The 16,696-nt window shown below is 73.7% G+C and carries 22 protein-coding genes; 6 read left to right on the forward strand and 16 right to left on the reverse strand.

The annotated features are described in order from the left end of the window. Positions 1–22 precede the first annotated feature (22 nt). The 9 genes from ACSUPT_RS17830 to ACSUPT_RS17870 all read right to left on the reverse strand — a co-directional run bounded on the left by ACSUPT_RS17830 (position 23) and on the right by ACSUPT_RS17870 (position 7,941). Positions 23–289 (reverse strand): hypothetical protein, encoded by a 267-nt coding sequence (locus ACSUPT_RS17830; RefSeq protein WP_351963290.1) that lies wholly within the window; start codon positions 287–289, stop codon positions 23–25. Further along, a complete protein-coding gene (locus ACSUPT_RS17835; RefSeq protein ID WP_351963291.1) occupies positions 276–509 on the reverse strand; it encodes a hypothetical protein in 234 nt (77 codons plus the stop codon). Before ACSUPT_RS17835 ends, ACSUPT_RS17830 begins: the two co-directional genes overlap by 14 nt. A gap of 60 nt (positions 510–569) precedes the next feature. Next, positions 570–1,481: a peptidoglycan-binding protein gene (locus ACSUPT_RS17840; protein ID WP_436944925.1), complete on the reverse strand. Its 912-nt coding sequence runs from the start codon at positions 1,479–1,481 to the stop codon at positions 570–572. A 141-nt stretch (positions 1,482–1,622) separates the two neighbouring features. Further along, positions 1,623–2,270 carry a hypothetical protein gene (locus ACSUPT_RS17845; RefSeq protein ID WP_351963293.1) on the reverse strand — a complete coding sequence of 216 codons (648 nt, stop codon included), beginning with the start codon at positions 2,268–2,270 and terminating at the stop codon, positions 1,623–1,625. Continuing rightward, on the reverse strand, positions 2,267–2,482 hold the full coding sequence (locus ACSUPT_RS17850; protein WP_351963294.1) for a hypothetical protein: 216 nt from the start codon (positions 2,480–2,482) through the stop codon (positions 2,267–2,269). Before ACSUPT_RS17850 ends, ACSUPT_RS17845 begins: the two co-directional genes overlap by 4 nt. Next, the gene (locus ACSUPT_RS17855; protein WP_351963295.1) at positions 2,479–4,854 is read right to left on the reverse strand and encodes a hypothetical protein; all 2,376 of its coding nucleotides are present in this window, start codon (positions 4,852–4,854) and stop codon (positions 2,479–2,481) included. Before ACSUPT_RS17855 ends, ACSUPT_RS17850 begins: the two co-directional genes overlap by 4 nt. Next, positions 4,841–6,100: a hypothetical protein gene (locus tag ACSUPT_RS17860; RefSeq protein ID WP_399217032.1), complete on the reverse strand. Its 1,260-nt coding sequence runs from the start codon at positions 6,098–6,100 to the stop codon at positions 4,841–4,843. Before ACSUPT_RS17860 ends, ACSUPT_RS17855 begins: the two co-directional genes overlap by 14 nt. 28 nt (positions 6,101–6,128) lie before the next feature. Then, the gene (locus ACSUPT_RS17865; protein ID WP_436944928.1) at positions 6,129–7,181 is read right to left on the reverse strand and encodes a hypothetical protein; all 1,053 of its coding nucleotides are present in this window, start codon (positions 7,179–7,181) and stop codon (positions 6,129–6,131) included. A 106-nt stretch (positions 7,182–7,287) separates the two neighbouring features. Further along, positions 7,288–7,941 carry a hypothetical protein gene (locus tag ACSUPT_RS17870; RefSeq protein ID WP_351963298.1) on the reverse strand — a complete coding sequence of 218 codons (654 nt, stop codon included), beginning with the start codon at positions 7,939–7,941 and terminating at the stop codon, positions 7,288–7,290. Between the two features lie 66 nt (positions 7,942–8,007). On the opposite strand from ACSUPT_RS17870, the gene ACSUPT_RS17875 reads away from it, so the two are divergent. Continuing rightward, complete coding sequence (locus ACSUPT_RS17875; protein ID WP_436944930.1) at positions 8,008–8,433, forward strand: hypothetical protein; 426 nt, start codon at positions 8,008–8,010, stop codon at positions 8,431–8,433. A gap of 208 nt (positions 8,434–8,641) precedes the next feature. Here the strand turns inward: ACSUPT_RS17875 and ACSUPT_RS17880 are convergent, their stop codons facing one another. The 4 genes from ACSUPT_RS17880 to ACSUPT_RS17895 all read right to left on the reverse strand — a co-directional run bounded on the left by ACSUPT_RS17880 (position 8,642) and on the right by ACSUPT_RS17895 (position 10,668). After that, positions 8,642–8,983 carry a hypothetical protein gene (locus tag ACSUPT_RS17880; RefSeq protein WP_436946229.1) on the reverse strand — a complete coding sequence of 114 codons (342 nt, stop codon included), beginning with the start codon at positions 8,981–8,983 and terminating at the stop codon, positions 8,642–8,644. Between the two features lie 65 nt (positions 8,984–9,048). Continuing rightward, positions 9,049–9,339, reverse strand: coding sequence for a hypothetical protein (locus ACSUPT_RS17885; RefSeq protein ID WP_351963300.1), 291 nt, complete (start codon positions 9,337–9,339; stop codon positions 9,049–9,051). Positions 9,340–9,533: 194 nt separating this feature from the next. After that, positions 9,534–10,121 (reverse strand): phage tail protein, encoded by a 588-nt coding sequence (locus tag ACSUPT_RS17890; RefSeq protein WP_351963301.1) that lies wholly within the window; start codon positions 10,119–10,121, stop codon positions 9,534–9,536. A 145-nt stretch (positions 10,122–10,266) separates the two neighbouring features. Continuing rightward, positions 10,267–10,668 carry a hypothetical protein gene (locus ACSUPT_RS17895; protein ID WP_351963302.1) on the reverse strand — a complete coding sequence of 134 codons (402 nt, stop codon included), beginning with the start codon at positions 10,666–10,668 and terminating at the stop codon, positions 10,267–10,269. A 401-nt stretch (positions 10,669–11,069) separates the two neighbouring features. Between ACSUPT_RS17895 and ACSUPT_RS17900 the strand changes: the two genes are divergently transcribed. Next, the gene (locus ACSUPT_RS17900) at positions 11,070–11,357 is read left to right on the forward strand and encodes a hypothetical protein (RefSeq protein WP_351963303.1); all 288 of its coding nucleotides are present in this window, start codon (positions 11,070–11,072) and stop codon (positions 11,355–11,357) included. A gap of 244 nt (positions 11,358–11,601) precedes the next feature. On the opposite strand, the gene ACSUPT_RS17905 is transcribed toward ACSUPT_RS17900, so the two are convergent. Genes ACSUPT_RS17905 through ACSUPT_RS17915 form a run of 3 tightly spaced genes read right to left on the reverse strand, consistent with a single transcriptional unit; the run spans position 11,602 to position 13,186 of the window. Further along, positions 11,602–11,802, reverse strand: coding sequence for a hypothetical protein (locus ACSUPT_RS17905; RefSeq protein ID WP_351963304.1), 201 nt, complete (start codon positions 11,800–11,802; stop codon positions 11,602–11,604). Next, complete coding sequence (locus tag ACSUPT_RS17910; protein WP_436944932.1) at positions 11,799–12,809, reverse strand: hypothetical protein; 1,011 nt, start codon at positions 12,807–12,809, stop codon at positions 11,799–11,801. The genes ACSUPT_RS17905 and ACSUPT_RS17910 overlap by 4 nt, the downstream gene beginning before the upstream one ends. A 35-nt stretch (positions 12,810–12,844) precedes the next feature. Next, complete coding sequence (locus ACSUPT_RS17915; RefSeq protein WP_351963305.1) at positions 12,845–13,186, reverse strand: hypothetical protein; 342 nt, start codon at positions 13,184–13,186, stop codon at positions 12,845–12,847. A gap of 212 nt (positions 13,187–13,398) precedes the next feature. Between ACSUPT_RS17915 and ACSUPT_RS17920 the strand changes: the two genes are divergently transcribed. The 4 genes from ACSUPT_RS17920 to rpsG all read left to right on the forward strand — a co-directional run bounded on the left by ACSUPT_RS17920 (position 13,399) and on the right by rpsG (position 16,695). After that, positions 13,399–13,884 (forward strand): helix-turn-helix transcriptional regulator, encoded by a 486-nt coding sequence (locus tag ACSUPT_RS17920; RefSeq protein ID WP_351963306.1) that lies wholly within the window; start codon positions 13,399–13,401, stop codon positions 13,882–13,884. Between the two features lie 165 nt (positions 13,885–14,049). Then, positions 14,050–15,528, forward strand: a complete 1,479-nt coding sequence (locus tag ACSUPT_RS17925; RefSeq protein ID WP_436944934.1) for a hypothetical protein — start codon at positions 14,050–14,052, stop codon at positions 15,526–15,528. Positions 15,529–15,850: 322 nt separating this feature from the next. Continuing rightward, positions 15,851–16,222 carry a 30S ribosomal protein S12 gene (gene rpsL / locus ACSUPT_RS17930; protein WP_003948652.1) on the forward strand — a complete coding sequence of 124 codons (372 nt, stop codon included), beginning with the start codon at positions 15,851–15,853 and terminating at the stop codon, positions 16,220–16,222. Between the two features lie 2 nt (positions 16,223–16,224). Beyond that, entirely contained in the window at positions 16,225–16,695 is a 471-nt protein-coding gene (gene rpsG, locus ACSUPT_RS17935; protein ID WP_023587042.1) for a 30S ribosomal protein S7, read from the forward strand. Position 16,696: the final 1 nt, after the last annotated feature.

The following is a 16,696-nucleotide window of genomic DNA, read 5'->3' on the forward strand; positions in this document are numbered from 1 at the left end:
CGGGGGGCCGGCACCGGGCCGGTCAGCGGGCGGCGAGCTGCCAGAGGGTGGCCAGCAGCCCGGCGCTGGCGGTGAGCGCGGCGATGCTGGTCAGCGGCCAGCGGGCGCGCTCCAGGGCGTCGATGCGGGACTCCATGTCGGCGAGCTGCTTGTCGGTCTGGTCGCTGCGCTGGACCAGCAGCGCGAGCGACCCGTCGACGCGGGCGAACCCGGCCTCCAGCGTGCCGCGCATCCGCTCCAGCTCGACCGCGACCGTGACCGGGTCGCTCGGCTGGTCAGAATCGATCATCGGCACCCCCCGGAGTGGTGCGCAGCCAGGCCGGGAGGAGCCGCTGGACGGCGTCCAGGGCCATGACCCGGGTGAGGCCGCCCGCGACGGCCAGCGCCGCGGCGACCCAGGGCAGGGTGGCCGGGACGCCGGCGGCATCGGTGATCGCGGGCAGCACGACGGCGATGCCGACTGCGGTCTGGAGGACGGTACGGGCCGTGCGCTTGGCGGCGTCGGACATGGGTGGTGCTCCTAACAGGGTGCGTGCGGTACGCGGCGCGTGCGGGACGCGGTGCGCGGGTTACGCGGTGTACGGGACCTTCAGCACGTTCCAGGAGGCGGCGCCCGGCCAGCCGTCGGCGTCGGAGCCGGTGAAGCCGAGCTTGCGCTGCCAGGCCGCGTACGACTTCCGGTCGGCCTCCGACCAGCGGGGGCCGGGGCCCACCTGGTAGCGGCCGCAGCCCTCGGCGACCAGCCGGCGGCCCATCGCGGTGATGATCGGCGAGCTGGGGTGGGACCGGAAGAACGCCGTGCCGGGGAAGGGCTGGTAGCGGGGCGTGGCGGGCTTCGGGGCGGCGGGCTTCGCGCCGGAGGGCGGCGCGCCGAGCCGGCGCCCGATCCGCTCGCGCATCCCGGACATCGCGAAGCCGCGCGGGTCGCTCTTGTGGTCGGACCACTCCAGGTGGCCGATCACGGACTTGGCGCCCCAGCCGTGCGCCCGGCACAGCGCGGCGCCGGCGCGTTCGATCGCGTCGAGCTGGGCGGCCGGCCACGGGTCGGATCCGTTGCCCAGGTTGACGCACTCGAAGCCGTAGAAGCGGGCGTTGCCGTCGACGGCGCCCGGGCTGCCCTGGTGGACGCGCGGGACGGGCGGCCGTGCCCCGTACGTCTCGGTGACCACGGCCTGCAGTACGGACGGGTCGCCGCCGCCCGCGTGGTTGGCGCGGCCGCCGCCGACGAGGTGGACGGTGCCGTCCTTGGCGATGACGCCGTGGCAGAGCGGTCCGGGGAGGCCGTCGTAGCCGTTGAAGCACAGCTCGACGGAGGCGGCGGTGCCGCTGGTGACGGTGTGGTGGATCATCACGCCGCTGACCGGGCCCCAGGCGCCGGCGTGGTTGCGGTGGTGGGTGCGCCAGCCCGGGTGTTCGACGACGCGTACTCCCTCGGCGCGCAGGGCGGCGAGGAGCCGGTCGGGGGAGAGGGGGACAGCCATCGGTGGGTCTCCTCGTCGTGGGGTGGGTGCGCCCGGCCCGCCGCGCGGAGGGGAGGGGTGCGCGGACGGGCCGGGCGCGGGGGAGGGCGGCCTCGCGGGACCCCGGGGCGAAGGGGGGCGGGTCCCGCAGGGCGGCCGGGGTCACATGACCGGGTCGATGCGGATGTAGCGGGTGTCGAAGTTGGCCGTGTTGGTGGTGGCGCCCGAGCGGTAGGCGGGGGTCGCCGTGTGGGTGGTGCCCACGGCCAGGCCGCTGACCAGGAACTGCGTCGACACCGACGCCCGGTTCGGGGTGTTGACCAGCGCGGCCCGGTCGTCGTGCGCGGCGACGACGACGGTGCCGGACGCGTTGCGGATGTTCGCCGACATGTAGCTGCCGACGGTGGCCGAGGAGTGCATGTAGCAGCCGACGCTGATGATGACCTGCCCGGAGGCCGGCACGGTGAACGTGGCGTTCATCGGGTCGCCGCCCGCGTCGGTGAGGGTCTCCACGTACGTCGTGCTGGTGGTGCTGCCGCCGTCGACGTTGACCCGGAACACCGGGACGGGGCCGACCGGCGCCCACGCGGAGCCCGTGTAGTACATCAGCCGCCCGGGCGAGGCGATCCACGCGACCATCCCGGCGACCGGGGTGGGGAGCTTGGAGTCGCGTTCGGCGGTGGTGGCGAAGCGCAGCACGGTCCGCCCGTCGAGGGTCTGGGCGAGGGACTGCAGATGCGCCGGCAGGTCGGCCGGGTCGCTCGGCTGCGGGTAGGGCAGCCCGCTCAGGGGCGTGTACTGGGTGGTCATGCGATCTCCTCCTGTCCGCCGCCGGACACGGGCACGACGGGGGCGGTGTCGGGCACCGGGACGTCCGGCGCGGGCGGTTCGGGTGCGGGGTCCGGGTCGGGCGGCGGGGTGGCGGAGTGGTCCTCCACCACGACCTCCACCGGATGCGCGGGGTCCGTGACCAGCTCGATGGGTTCCTCGACCGGTACGGGTTCGGTGACGGGCTCGCTCACAGTCCGCTCTCCTTGATCTCGCGCCAGGTCAGGCGGCTCGCCGTCAGGTCGCCGAGCGTCGGGTAGTCGGCCTGGACGTCCGCGTAGTCGGCGCCCGTCGGCAGCGGGGTCCGGTCGGACGGGGTGTCCGGGGTGAGGCCGCTGTCGGCGGGCACCCCGTTGGTGCGGGTGCCGCGCAGGGTGAGGGTCTGCTGGACGGTGCCGGGACCGCTGGACTGCGTCTTGATGCCGACGACCCAGGCGTATGTGTCGAGCGCGGCGCCGCTGGAGTCCACGACCCGTACGACGTCGCCGAGCTGGATGCGCGGGTCGTACAGCACCTCGACCTCGCCCAGCACGGGCACCGGGTACTGCCCGGCCGACCGCATGGCGCTCGCGAGGTCCTGCGCGGCCCGGTAGTCCTGGACCCAGTCGGACGCCTCGGCGTGGTACTCCTGCCGTCCGTAGTACTTCTCGCTGGTGCTGCCCGACGCCCAGGAGGTGGCCTGCCGCTCGACGGGGTCCTTCGACGGCTTCAGCGTCTGGATGTGCACCGACGGCTTGCCGTCCTCGCTGACCGTGTACAGCCGCTGCGAGGTGCGGTTGGTGAACCGCAGGACCAGATGGCCCTCCTCGCGGCGGGCGAGGATGTCCACCGCGCCCTTCACCGCGGCGGCGCCGGCCGCGTTGACGGCGGCGAAGCGCACCGAGAAGCCGGGCGCCACGCTCTGGTCGTCGTCCACGTTGGGCGGGCCGACGTCGAACTCCTCGTCGGCGAGGACGTACTTGAGGGTCACCGACGAGTTGCCGGGGACCTCCCGCACGACGGTGTCGTTGTACGTCGTACCGCCGGCGACCGCCACCGACGACCAGTCCTTGTAGGGCTGCACGCAGTAGTTGCGGCAGGCATCGATCTCCTCCGTGACGGTCAGCGACGCGATGTCGCGCACGGACGTCAGGGTGAGATCGGGCGCGGTGGGCACCTTCGCGAAGCGGGTGTAGTTCCGCCACTGGAAGACGCCGCGCTCGTCGAACTCGGCGGTGGACATACTCGCCTTGGCGATCTGCGTGATCACCTCCCACTGGGAGCCGCTCACCCGCGGAATGGTGTGGAGCGGCAGGATCGCGTCGTCCAGCCGCGCCTCCTTCGTCCAGCGGCCCCGCTGGTCGAACTCGTCGAGCGTCGGCAGGGCGGGCAGTCCGCTGGTGAGCTGCACGGCCTCGGTGGCGAGCTGGGTGACCAGCCGCAGCTGGTACAGCTCGGAGGACGGCTGCTGGGCGGAGGCGTCCACGAAGGTCGTCGCCGTGCCGTGGTAGCGGGTGCCGTCCGGGGCGACGAGGTACGGCTTGACCGTCGGCAGGACGGACGTGCCGGTCGACACCGTGTCGAAGACCCCGCCGATGTGGAAGACCCCGCGCTGCTCCTTGAGCGCGGTGAACGTCCAGGAGAAGTACCAGCCGCCGCCCTCGCGGGTGCCGGAGTGCATGTACACCTTGCCGGCCGCGAAGTCGAAGGCGAGCCGCAGCCGGCCCGTGCTGGTGCCGGTGCGGTTGAGGTCCATCTCCAGGGCGACGGTCGAGCCGAAGCCGACCGCGTTGTTCACCCACGCCTCGGCGAGCAGGCGGCTGCCGGGCACGGTGACCCGGCTGCGCGGGAACCAGCTGGCCGTCATCGCGGCCGTGTCCGGAGCGGCGGCGTGCGGCACGAGCGCCATCTCGTGCGGGGCGCCGTCGCGCGTCCAGCTGTAGTGCCGCGGGTCCGGGACGATCTCCGGCTGCCCGTACGTGGCGGCGAAACCGCCGTGCAGGGAGGCGTACACGAGGGTGAGCGGCTCGGTCGGGCTGAACTCCGGGTACCGGGGCGGCGGGCAGGAGTGCAGTCCGGCCTGGCGCAGCAGCTCGTCCACGCACCAGGTGGCGGTGGCCACCGGGCGGCGCCAGTAGAACCCGGCGTACGGCTTGGGCAGCTCCGCCGGGCCGTGCAGCCGCTCCGCCCCGTCGAGGGCGGTGAGCTGCACGGTGTCCGTGCCGGACGAGGCGGACCTGTTGCGCACGCTGCCCCGGAACGCCGGCAGGGTGCCCGCGTCCGTGCCGTACGAGTGGACCACGGACTGGCCCGGCCGGGCGGCGTCGCCGGTGGAGCGCGGCGCCCACGGGGAGTACAGCGCGGGCGCGGACGTGCCGCCGGTGCCGGACAGCTGGAGCTGGAGCTGCGCCGCCGAGCTGCCGGAGAACGCGCGCATGGCGTCGGGCAGGTCGGTGCTGTAGCTGCGCTCCAGCTGCCAGGACTGGACCTGCTCGGTGACGTCCTGGCCGCCGACGCGGGTGGTGTGCGCGGTGACGCGGGAGCCCGCTTCGAGCGACTCGGTGAGCTTCTGGTCAGACGCTCGCACTGGTCACCTCCGCCAGTTCGATGGAGATGTTCCGGTACGGCAGGGGCCGGCCGGGCGTGTCCGTGTACGAGACGACGGACATCACCGGGCAGCCGTCGCCGGGCAGTTCGCGGACCGCCGGGTTGATGTGGAGCAGCTTCGCCGGGCCGATCCGCGACTGGAACGCGGTGGTGGCCGAGGCGAAGGCCACGCTCGCCGACACATGGGTCGCGCCGGCCGGCACGGCCGCCGGGGCCCAGCCGGTGACCGCCGCGAGCTGCGCGCCCGCCGCGTCGTGGAAGGTGAGCGTGCAGCTCTCGGCGCGGGTGCGCACGGCGGACGGCAGGACGATGCCGACCTGTCCGGTGCCCGGGGGCAGGGCGTGGCCCTTCTCCGTACCGTTCAGGAAGGTCAGCGTGCCCGCGGTGGACGCGGCGAGCGCCAGCACGGCGTACCCGGACGTGTCGGTGGACAGGGTGGCGCCGGTCGCCGCCCACTGGGTGAGCGGGCCCTTGCCGGCGGCCTGGTCGGCGCCCAGCAGGTTCGCCGGGGCGGTCGGCACGTGGTCGTCGTCGATGGTCAGGACGGCGCCGTCCAGCCCGTACGTGCCGACCTCGCCGGCGACGCCCGAGGGGGTGACCAGCGCGGCGCCGGCCGGGACGGTCGCGACGAGCGTGTGCCCGTTGTCGGCGGCCGACGACAGGTACGTGCCGTTGGCGTCCCGCCAGTGCAGGCGGGTCGCGCACGGGCCGGTACGCCACGAGGTGGGCAGCGTGAAGCGGACGCGCATGCCCGGTGCGACGGGGAAGCCGGTGCGGGGCCTGCGGTGCCAGCTGAGCTGGGCGGTCGTCTGCGTCGGCTTCCACACGTAGGTGTGCGGGAGGGCGCCCGGCGCGGTGGACGGCTCCAGCTTGCCGCTGCCGCTGACGGAGGTGTACCAGGAGTTGTACGGGCTGCCGGCCGGGATGCGGCCCTCCGCCTGGAGCGGGTCGAGCAGGTTGCGGCTCACCGGGTCGAGCACGTCGACGGGGCCCGGGCCGTCGATGCGGCGGGCCAGGCGGTCGAAGTGCGCGGCGTCCTCCCGGCTGAGCCGGTCGAAGGTGAGCTTGATCCTGCGGGGCGCGCGGCGGGGCGCGATGGTGGTGATCTGGCCGCCGAGCGAGGTGAACTGGGTGACGCCCAGGTCCGCGCCGCGTTCGAAGGCGGTGGCGGCCTGGCTGATCTCCCGGAGCTGACCGGGCAGGCCGACCCAGAGGTTGCGGGTCATCGGGGGGCTCCTTCCTTGGTGCCGGCTCTCACCGGCGGGCGAGCTGCCGGTGACCGGCGATCACGGCGCGGGCGATGGTCTGGCCGTCGACCTGGACGTGGACGGGCCGCTCGGCGAGGCGCTCGACGGCTTCGGCGAGCCGGGCCATCTGGGCGCGGCCGCCGCCGGGGCCGATCATGCGCTCGAGCTTGCTGAGCGGGATGACGGCCTCGTGCTCGCCGGCCTCGCCGATGAGGGCGAGGGTGCCGCCGTCGCGGGGCTGGACGATGCCGCCCTTGGCGAGTGCCGGGACGGGGATCTGCGGCAGGTTGATCGAGAAGCTCCTGCCGCCGAACTTCGGCACCCAGCCCGGGATCGACACCTTGAACCGGTTGAGGGCGCCGATGATGGTGTTGACCGCTCCGGCGAAGCCGCGGAACGGGGCGAGCATGATGTTGCCGATGCCGCGGAGGATCGGGGTGATGACCCTGATCGCGGTGGACACGGCGTTCTGGATGGCCTTCATGCCGGACTTGAAGCCGCGGGAGACGACGGAGACGATCTTGTCGACGTTGACGAACTTGGCGATGAGCGGCGCCAGCAGGGTCATGATGAGGCCGAACGGGCTGGCCGCCATGGCCAGGTTGAGCCCCTTCTGCGCGAGGCTCGCGCCCTTGAGGCCCTTGGACAGTCCGCCGCCCATCGTCTTGCCGGTCTTGTCGGCGTTCTTGCCGGCCTTGCCGACGGACTTCTCGACGGCGTCCGCCTGCCGCTTGACGTCGCGCAGGGCGTTCTTCGCCTTGTCGGCGGAGCCCTTGAGCTTGTCGAGGGAGATCTTGAACTTGTCGGTGCCGCTCTTGGCCCTGCCGAACGAGGTGTTGGCGTTGTTGAGGCCGGTGCGCAGCCGGCCGAGTGCGCTGTTGCCGTTGGTGGCGGAGGTCCGCAGCTTGCCGACGGCCGAACCGGCCTTGTCGGCGCCGCTCTTGACCTTGCCCATGGCGGTGCTCGTGCGGTCCGCGGACGACTTGATGGCGCCGACGGCACTGGACGCGGTGCTGGACGACTGCCGCAGACGGCCCAGGGAGGCATGTGCCTGGTCCATGGTCGAGCGGAATCGCCCCGCCCCTCCAGCGGCTTTGGTGAATGCGCTGTTCAGGCTCACTTCTTCTCCTCATCGACCGCCTTGGTGGGGTGGTCTTCGGCGTGGGTCATCCGGCGAGCTGCCGTTCGAGGCCGGCCAGCTGCTGCCGGGTTTCCTTGAGGCTGGTCCGTACCGTGTGGAGGGATTTGACCGCGACCTCCTTCGACTTCTCCGCGTCCTTTTCCTCGTGTCGGGTCTTCTGGGCGGTCTGCAGCGTCTTGACGTAATGCCGCCGTGCCTTCTGCAGCATTTTCTCGGCGTCCTTGGTCGCCTGCTCCGCCTGCCTTCGCGCGGACTGCACCAAGGGGTTCTCGGCGACTCGGCCCTGGGCGTCGGCCGGTGTGTTGGCCCTGACGCGGGCGGTCAGCCGCTCGGCCTCTTCCTTGAGCCGGGCCGCGCGGTCACTGGCCCGCTCGGCTCGGTCGGCGAGCCGGGCCAGCTTCTTGTCCTGGCGCTCTGCCTCGTCCTTGGCCCACGGGAAGGTGACCAGCTGCCGCCCGAGAAAGACGATTCCCTTTTCGTCGCCCTTGAGTACGGACGCGTCGAACTTGAACGGGGTGAAACCGAGTCCGACGACACCGACGGCGATTTTCAGGCCCTCGACCGTGGTGCTCAATCCGTTGAGTTTGTGCTTGACCTTGTCTGCTTCGGACTTCGTCCAGTAGTGCAGAACCGTGTCGTTGTTTCCTGATGAATTGCTGGGGGTGTTGTTCGCTGCCAACTCGGGTCACCTTCCTGGAGCCGGCGACTCTTGTGGTCCCGCTCCGCCACGTGCGACCATCTGCGCGTGACGAGCCTGATGTGGGTCGCCGTGGTGTGGGTGCTCGTGCCGCTGCCGTTCCTGCTGTGGTTCGGTGTCTATCCGCTGTGGCTGAGGCGGCGTCTGCTCCGGCGGGGCGTCGAGGCCGTGGGGGAATGCCGGTACGTATCGGTGTCGGAGGGCCGGCGCAGCACCAGCTTCCGATTCGCCACCGCCACCGGTGAGACCGTCTACTACCGCTCCCGGCTGAGCGGGCGGAGCTGGGGAACGCCGGGTGAAGAGGCCGTCCTGGTGTACGACCCGGCCTTTCCGCGGGTCTTCGTGCGCAGCCGACGTGAGCTGACGGCCCGCCAGGAGGCCTGGCTGATCCTCTGGTGGATGCTGGGGATGGAGGCCCTGATGGTCGTGGGCTTCGTCCTGGTCGTGCTCTACGAGGCGGACGTGATCCACTGACGGGCGCGCCCGACGGCCCGGGCCTCAGGGGGGAACCGTGTCCTTCGGACCGTGGTTCGGCCGGCTCCTGGTGCTGGGGCCCGCTGTCGTCGTGCCCCCCCGTGTCCGCGGCGCCTCTTCGTGCACCCTGGTGTGCGGCGTGATCACGTGGGCGCTCCGGGCCGGCTGGGCGGCCGGGCGCTGACCGTGACCTGGCCGCGTGTGCCGGTCAGGCGAAGAAGAGGCCGAGTTCCTCGGGGCCCGGATTGGCGACCGCCGGGGCGTCACCGTCTTCGGAGGCGTCGGTGCCCTCGGGGTGCCCCGACGGGCGGGGCAGCGGCTTCGGGTACTCCAGGGGCTCGGCGTCCTCGTCCTGGTGCACGGTGGCGAACATCCAGTTGGCCTCGGCCAGTTGGTCCACCGCGGTGGCCAGCAGGTAGTCCGTCGCCGTCCAGTCCGCCGCCTCGCCGTGCACCTCGCGCGCGAGCGCGCTGTCGCGCGGCAGGTGCCGGACCAGCACCGCGAGCCGGCGCGACGAGAGCCGGCCGCGGTGCCAGTCGAGCAGGTCCACGCCGTAGTGGCGCAGCAGGTCGGCCTCCAGGGCCTCGGCGTGCTCCTCGACGAGCACGCCGAGGCTCAGCCTTCCCCCAGGCCCAGCCCCGTCTCCTTGCCGTACGCCTCCAGGATGGCCGCGATGTCCTGCATCGTGACCTCCAGCTCGTCGAAGCGCGCGTACTGCCGCTCGCCCAGCAGCAGCCGCAGGAGCCCGTCGACGTCGTTGTCGTCCAGGTCGCGCAGCTTGCGGGCGGTGGCGCGGGTCAGCTCGGTCGGCAGCTCGAAGGTCTGGCCGTCGAGCTCGAAGCTCCAGGCGCGGCCGAGTGCTTCGAGGCGCTGGGCGCGGGCCGCGTTGACGTTGAAGGAGGACATGCGGGCTCCTGTCGGTGAGAAGCGGGAAAAGGGGTGACGGAAGAAGGGGCCGGTGCCCGGCGCGGCGGCCACGAGGACCGCGCGCCGGGCACCGGCGGGGGAGGGGCGGGCGCCGCGTGGGCGTCCGCCCCCTGAGCGCACGCCTGAAGGGCGACGATGCCCTCACGCGTACGCCCGGACGGGCGCCGAGGCCCTTACGCGTACGACTTGTCCTTCATCAGCCAGGTCGCGAGCGTCGAGCTGCCCTCGGCGGCCAGCGCGGTGAAGGTGACACCGAGCTTCAGCGCGCCCGTGCGGGTCAGCGAGATCTCCTCGGTCTCGGTGACCTGACCGCGCGGGATGACGAACCGGTACACGACGTCGGCGCCGTCCTTGAACTCGATGCCGAGCTGGCGCTCGTCCTTCTGCGGCTCGGCGCTCATCGCGTACGAGTACGTGTCGGTGACGCCGGTGATCGCGACCGGGCTGACCGAGCCGCCGCCCATGAAGAACGGCAGCGTGTCCTTGTTGAACTGCATCAGCTGGAACTTCACGGTCAGGTCGCGGTCGGAGTAGATGAACCGCGCCGGGCTCACCGACTGCCAGGTGTCGACCGGGTCGATCTTGTCCTTCTTGTTGAACTTGATGCCGTCCGTGCTGGTGTAGCCCAGCTCCGTCCAGCCGGCCGGCCACTCGTCGCCGGTGTGCTTCGGCGCGGCCGGGCTGGTGGTCAGCCCGGAGGTGGCGACGAGGATGCGGCCGGTGCCGGCGACGCGGATCTGGTTGCCGTTGTTGGCGGGCATGGGGACTCCTTCGTGGAGAGCGATGAGGTGAGAGGTGGTGCGGTGGTGCTTCGCCGTATGGCGAAGGCCCCGCTCGCGGGTGCGGCGGGGCCTGTTCGAGGGGCGCGGCGGGGCCGCGCGTCGGGGTGGTGCGGGGGCGGCGCTGCTACGCCGGGCGGATCGACAGCCGGACCGTCGACAGGTAGCGGTTGGCCGCCGGCCGGTTGTAGTCGGGCAGCCAGCGCGGCCCGTCCGCCTCGGCCACCTCGGTGACGGAAGCGCCGCCGTAGACCGTGCCGGTGGCGGCGAGCAGCGCGGCGCGGGCGGTCAGGGCGACCGTGTGCGCGGTCGTCTTGTCCGGCCCGTAGACCTCCAGGTCGACCAGCGGCTGGTCGAGGTGGAGGTCGTCCACCCAGGCGCCGCCGACGCGGGAGACGAGGACCGCCTGCTGGGTGCCGTCGAAACCGGCGGGCGGCCGGTTGTCGACCACGACCCCGGTCAGCTCCGGCCGGTTCCTGAGGTGGTCGACGACGAGTCGTTCCACGTCGGGGAAGGCGAGAGGGCTCACATGGACGCTCCCTTCGAGAGACGTACGCGAGGCGTACGGGAGGGGCGCACGGGACGCGTGACACGCCCGGCGTACGCGGGGGAGAAACACGAAGCGGCAGGTCCGCCGCCCTGGTTGAGGGCGCAGCTCTGCCGCTGCTCCAAGTGTGATCGAGCGTCCCGGCGGTCGCAACCAACTTCGGTACGCCCTCCGGTACGCGCCCGGCGGCGCCGTACACGTCCTCGTCCGCGCGTCTGCGCTACGCTCGCTAGTCCGAACATGTATTCGAATACATCGGATGGGGCACGGACGGGTCTTCGAGGCGCAGCGCGGAAGGTACGGAAACACCCCAGCGGGGCGTAAGGAGTGTGGGGCGTGGAGACGAGCACGAGGAGCGGACGGACCGCGGGCGGTGAGGGCCGATGACGACCAGCCCGCAGGAGCGACTGGCCGATGTCGCGGCCGCCGCGGTCGAGGTGGCGGCGGAGAGCGCCGAGGCCGGGACGTACACCGGAGGGGTGGGGCGCGCGCTGAGCGCCGTCATCGCCAAGGTCGGCGCCCGGCTCACGCGCGACGCCGAACTGCGCGGCTTCTCCAGCGGCTGGCAGGAGGCCGTGGCCGCGATGACCGGTGAACAGCCCGCGCCCGCCTCCGTACCCGCGCCCGTTCTCCCGCTGCATGCCAGGCCCGACCCCGCGGACCGCGCCTGACGGGCGCGCGAACGCCGAAACGCCGGGGCGGCCACTCCTCGTGGAGGAGGGCCGCCCCGGCGTTCTGCCGGGCGGGCGGGGTGTGGGGCGGTGTGTGCGGGGTGGGGTGTCGGGGCGCCGGATGGCCGCGCGGGGCGCCCTGCGGGACCGGCGGTGGGCCGGCGGCCGAGGGGTGGCGGCCGGCGGGTCGAACCGGCGGTGCCCCGGGGGCCCGTGGGCCCCCGGGTCGCGTGCCGGGACCGGGTCAGGACCTGCCGCGTGCCGAGCGTTCCGCCGCGAAGACGTCCTCCAGCCGGTACAGCTGCGCGCGGCCCTGCCGGCCGGCCGGCGACAGCCGCCCGAGCTGCACCCACTTGCGGATGGTGGCCGGCAGGACCCCGGCCTCCTGCGCGGCCAGGTGCCCGGTGACGAGCGCCGGGCCGACGGGGGCGGTCGTGCGGTTCATCGTGCGTCCTCCCTCTTCTGACGGGCCGTCGCGCCGGCGGCGTCGCCCGGCGTGGCCTCCTCCATCCGTACGGCGATCTCGGCGAGCCCGCCGGCCGCGTCGGCCAGCTCCCGCCAGGCGTCCTCCGCCCACACGTGCCGGAACGCCGGGTCGGTCGCGCAGTCGCAGCCCGCGACCCCGCAGCGGCAACCGGGGTTGACGCACACGACGGTCCGGCTCGCCGGGAAGGCCCGCAGCGACACCGAGTCGCAGGCCGGGCAGCGTCCCGGCAGCCGCACCATCGTCTCCACCTCGCCGAGCGCCCGCGCGCAGCGCCGCGCCATCCGGCGCACCTCGTCCCGCACGTGCCGGGCCAGGGTCGTGTCGGCGGCGACCCGGTCGAGCAGTCCGGTCAGGCGCATCAGCCGCCGCGGCACGTCGGCCCTGCGCGGCCGTCCGAGGCCGAGCCGGTCGTACACGGCCTCCTCCAGCTCCGTGACGCCGTCGGTGATGTCCCGGATCGTGTCGGACACGTGCAGGCGGATGGGGGCCGCGGTGTGGCCGGGCACGGTCAGGCCGTGCCGCTGCTCGTTCAGCAGGGCCTCCTCCCGCTCGGCGCGCAGCCGGGCGGCGCGGGCGGCCTGCTCGGCCGGGCCCGGGACGGGGGCGGAGCGGCCGGCGGACCGCGCGGCGCCGCCCGCGGCCGGGGCGAGCTCGGTGAGCAGCTCCGGGAACTGGCGGATCAGCATCGCCGTCCACAGCGCGGCGTCCCGTACGGCTCCGACGGCGTCGGGCTCGGCGTTCGCGGAGGCGGCGGTGCTCACCGAGGCGGTGGTCACCGAGGCGGCGGCGTCGGGCGCGGCGGCGTGGGCGACGGCGTTCGCGCGCTCGGCGTTCGCGGTCGTGGCGTCGGGGCTCGCGGTCCCGGTGGTGCCGGTCCCGGTGGTGGCGGTCCCGGGCGCGGCGGGGCCGGCGGCGCGGGCGGCGCGGTTCGCGTGGTTCGTGCGGGGGGACTGGGTGGCGGACATGAGGGGCTCCCCTCCGGTGCGGTGGGCGGGACGGTTCAGGCGGCCGGTCGGGGGGCGGGGCGGGACGCGGCGGCGGCCAGGTCCTCGCGGGCCTCGCGCTCCCCGGCCCGGCGGCGCCGGCCCCGGCCGCGGCTCAGGTCGACCGGCCGGCCGTTGCGCCACAGCCGCCCGGCGCTGACGCCGTCGAACCAGGTGTTCGCCGGGTCCACGATCTCCTCGCACTGCCGGGTGAAGGGGCAGCGGGCACAGGCGAGCAGGGCGGGGGCGGCGTCGGCGGCCCGCCGGGCGAACACCACATGGGGCGGCAACCCGGCGCACGCGGGGGCGCGGGTCGCGTCGGCTGAGGCGGATTCCTGATCGGCTGGCGATGCGGTCATGGTCGTACCCCCTGGTGCACATACGAACGGATGAGCGATACGAGTGTTGCGAGTCCGCACACTGACATGTTGCGAGCGTGCACGCAACCAAGATCGGACCTCGTTGTGACCGTCCTGTGGGGCAACTTTCACAATTGGGGGCCAGCGGGGCGGTAATTCCTTGCGCGCAAGCGCGATAGCCTGGGGCCTGCCTCGGAGGGAGAGTGTTGCCGATGTCGGCCAGCGAGTTGGAGCAGTTCACCGCCTGGATCGAGGGGGTGATCCGCCGGCAGGGCTACGACATCGACAGCCCGCGCGGCGGCGGCAAGTCCCGGCTCGCCGACGAGGCCGGGGTGCACCGGGCCGCCATCACCCGCCTCCTCCAGGGCCAGAGCATGCCCGACCTGGAGACCATGCGCCGACTGGCCCATGTGCTGCGCATCCCGGTGCGCGACATGCTGATCAAGTCGGGCCGCCTCACCGAGGACGACCTGCCGCTGCCCGGCCTGCCGGACGACGTCCCGGCCGCCGACGACCCTCCGACACCCCGGCTCACCCTGGAGGAGGCGGCGGCGGGGCTCGGCATCCCGGCCGACCAGCGCGACATGTTCATCCGCGTCGCCGGGCAGTTCCTCCCCGACGGCCCGTCGGTCCGCCCGGGCCGCGAGCGCGCCGCCGCGGCCGCCGAGCCCGAGGCGAAGGGTGCCCGACGGGGCTGAACTCCCCTTTCTCGTAAGCTGTTGTGGCCTGTTACCCCCACATGCAGGCCGAACGCCCCGGCCGCCTCCCGGCACCGGGGCCTCCGTCGCGGGCGCGACCCGTGCGCGGACGTTCCGGCGTCCCCGGCGGAAACGACAGCGTCTGGTTGGGAAAGAGAGCGGGGCATGGGAGAGGGTGAGGGGTGCTCCCGGCCGCCGCGCGTTCCGCGCGACGACGACGTGCGGCCACCAGGCGTTCCGCGCGACGACGACACCCGGACACCGCGCGCCCGGCGCGAGGACGACACCCGGACACCGCGCGGTCCACGTGACGACGACGCGCGGCCACCCAGGGCGCGCGGACCGGTCCCGGGACTCCCCGAGCCGGCCGAGGACCTTCCCGACCTGCTCGCCACGCTCGGGCGCTACCTGGAGACCCACCCGCCCGGCGAGGTCGCCGTCGTACTGCGCGAGGAGATGGCGCGCCGCGAGTTCCAGGCGTACGCCAGCGGCTGGCGCGACGCCGCCGACCAGTACGAACCCGTGCTGGAGGAGGCCCGCCGCATCGCCCAGACCCGCCGGCTCCGGCTGGTCGGCCGCACCCCCGGCCAGGCGGCGGTCATCCCGTTCCCCCGCGACGAGGTGCGGCTCCAGGGCGGCACCGACGCCGAGGGGGCGCCCGCCCGGAGCCGTACGCCCCGCGACCCCGCGTCCCCGCGCCGCCCCGGAGTCCGCCGCCCGCCCGCGCCCGCGCCCGACCGCCCGCGCGACGGCGCCGGGCAGGGCGATGCCCCCGTGGAAGACCCCGTCGCCGACCGCGCCTCCACCGACCGCGCCTCCACCGACCGCGCCCCCGCCGAGCCCGGCCGGACGCCGCGCCAGGGCCGTACCGCGCGCCCGGACCGGCAGGGCGGCACTCCCGACCAGCCGGGCCGCACCGGCCGGGAGGACCGCACCGGCACGCAGGCCCCCGCCCCGGACCGGCCGGGACGCGCCGCGGGCCCTGAGCACGCTGCCGCCTACCCGTCGTACGGCCGTCCCGCCGGCCCGCCCGGCCCCGCCGCACCGGAGGACACCCCCCGCGCCCGCGCCGACGAGCCGCACCCCGGCACCGGCGAGGCCCGCCCGCGCCCCGGCGAGAACCCTCCCCGTACGGGCGGCGACGCCCCGCGCGCGGGGGAGGCCGGAGCGCGCGAGCGCGTGAGCGGCCGGGCCCCCGAGACCGAGGCCCCGCACGCCGAAGCGGGCCGCCCCGAAGCCGACCGTGCGCAGGCGGGCCGCCCCGCAGCCGACCGAAGCCCGGCAGGCCGCCCCGAAGGCTCCCGCACCCGTGCCGACGCGAGGCCCGGTGGCGCGCCCTCCGGGCTCGTCGCGAAGTCCCCCGGCTCGCGGGTGCCGACCATCCCGCCCCTGACCACCCGCCGCCGCGACCCGGCCGACCGCGGCCCGTCCCGCGCGCCCGACCGGGCACCGGACCCCGCCCCCGGGCCCGCCGAGGGGCACGCGTCCGACCCCGCACCCGGCCGGCCGCAGGGCCACCCCGGTCATCGCGGCGGCGAACACCCCGGGAGGAACCGCCAGGAGCTCCCTGAGGCCGACCCGCACGGCCACCCCGCCGACCACCCGGCCGGACCCCCGCCGGACCGCGCCCGCGACCGTCCCTGAGACAGCCCCGCCACCCGCCTCACGACCCGCCCCGCGGCGGTCCCGTCGACCGGCCCCGGGCGCGGGGCGCCGGGGCCGCTCGGGGCGAGGCCATTTGTTTTGACCCAGGTCCGTACGGTAGGTACGCTCAGACCTTGTGCCTGGGGTGTGCCTGGGCTCCTGTGCGTGTCCTCAACCGCATGGCGAGTCGCGAACGGCCACCGCAATCTGCGCCCTTTTCCGCCCTGCGGCGGAGGTGCGCGGTATTCGACACACCCGACCGCGTGGGTCGGCAACGTTCCAGGTTAGCTTCACTACACGGCACACAGAAACCGGAGAAGTAGTGCCTACGATCCAGCAGCTGGTCCGGAAGGGCCGGCAGGACAAGGTCGAGAAGAACAAGACGCCCGCACTCGAGGGTTCCCCTCAGCGCCGCGGCGTCTGCACGCGTGTGTTCACGACCACCCCGAAGAAGCCGAACTCGGCCCTCCGTAAGGTCGCGCGTGTGCGTCTGACCTCCGGGATCGAGGTCACGGCTTACATTCCGGGTGAGGGACACAACCTGCAGGAGCACTCCATCGTGCTCGTGCGTGGTGGCCGTGTGAAGGACCTGCCGGGTGTTCGCTACAAGATCATCCGCGGTTCCCTCGACACCCAGGGTGTCAAGAACCGCAAGCAGGCCCGCAGCCGCTACGGCGCCAAGAAGGAGAAGTAAGAATGCCTCGTAAGGGCCCCGCCCCGAAGCGCCCGGTCATCATCGACCCGGTTTACGGTTCTCCTCTGGTGACCTCGCTCATCAACAAGATCCTGCTCAACGGCAAGCGCTCCACCGCCGAGCGCATCGTCTACGGCGCGATGGAGGGTCTGCGCGAGAAGACCGGCCAGGACCCGGTCATCACGCTGAAGCGCGCCCTCGAGAACGTCAAGCCGGCTCTCGAGGTCAAGTCCCGCCGCGTCGGTGGCGCCACCTACCAGGTGCCGATCGAGGTCAAGCCCGGTCGCGCCTCCACCCTCGCTCTGCGCTGGCTCGTGGGTTACTCGCGCGCCCGTCGCGAGAAGACCATGACCGAGCGCCTGATGAACGAGCTGCTGGACGCCTCCAACGGCCTCGGCGCCTCGGTCAAGAAGCGCGAGGACACGCACAAGATGGCCGAGTCCAACAAGGCCTTCGCGCACTACCGCTGGTAGT

The sequence above is a fragment of the Streptomyces sp. SudanB25_2051 genome (genome assembly GCF_964272635.1).
Taxonomy (GTDB): domain Bacteria; phylum Actinomycetota; class Actinomycetes; order Streptomycetales; family Streptomycetaceae; genus Streptomyces.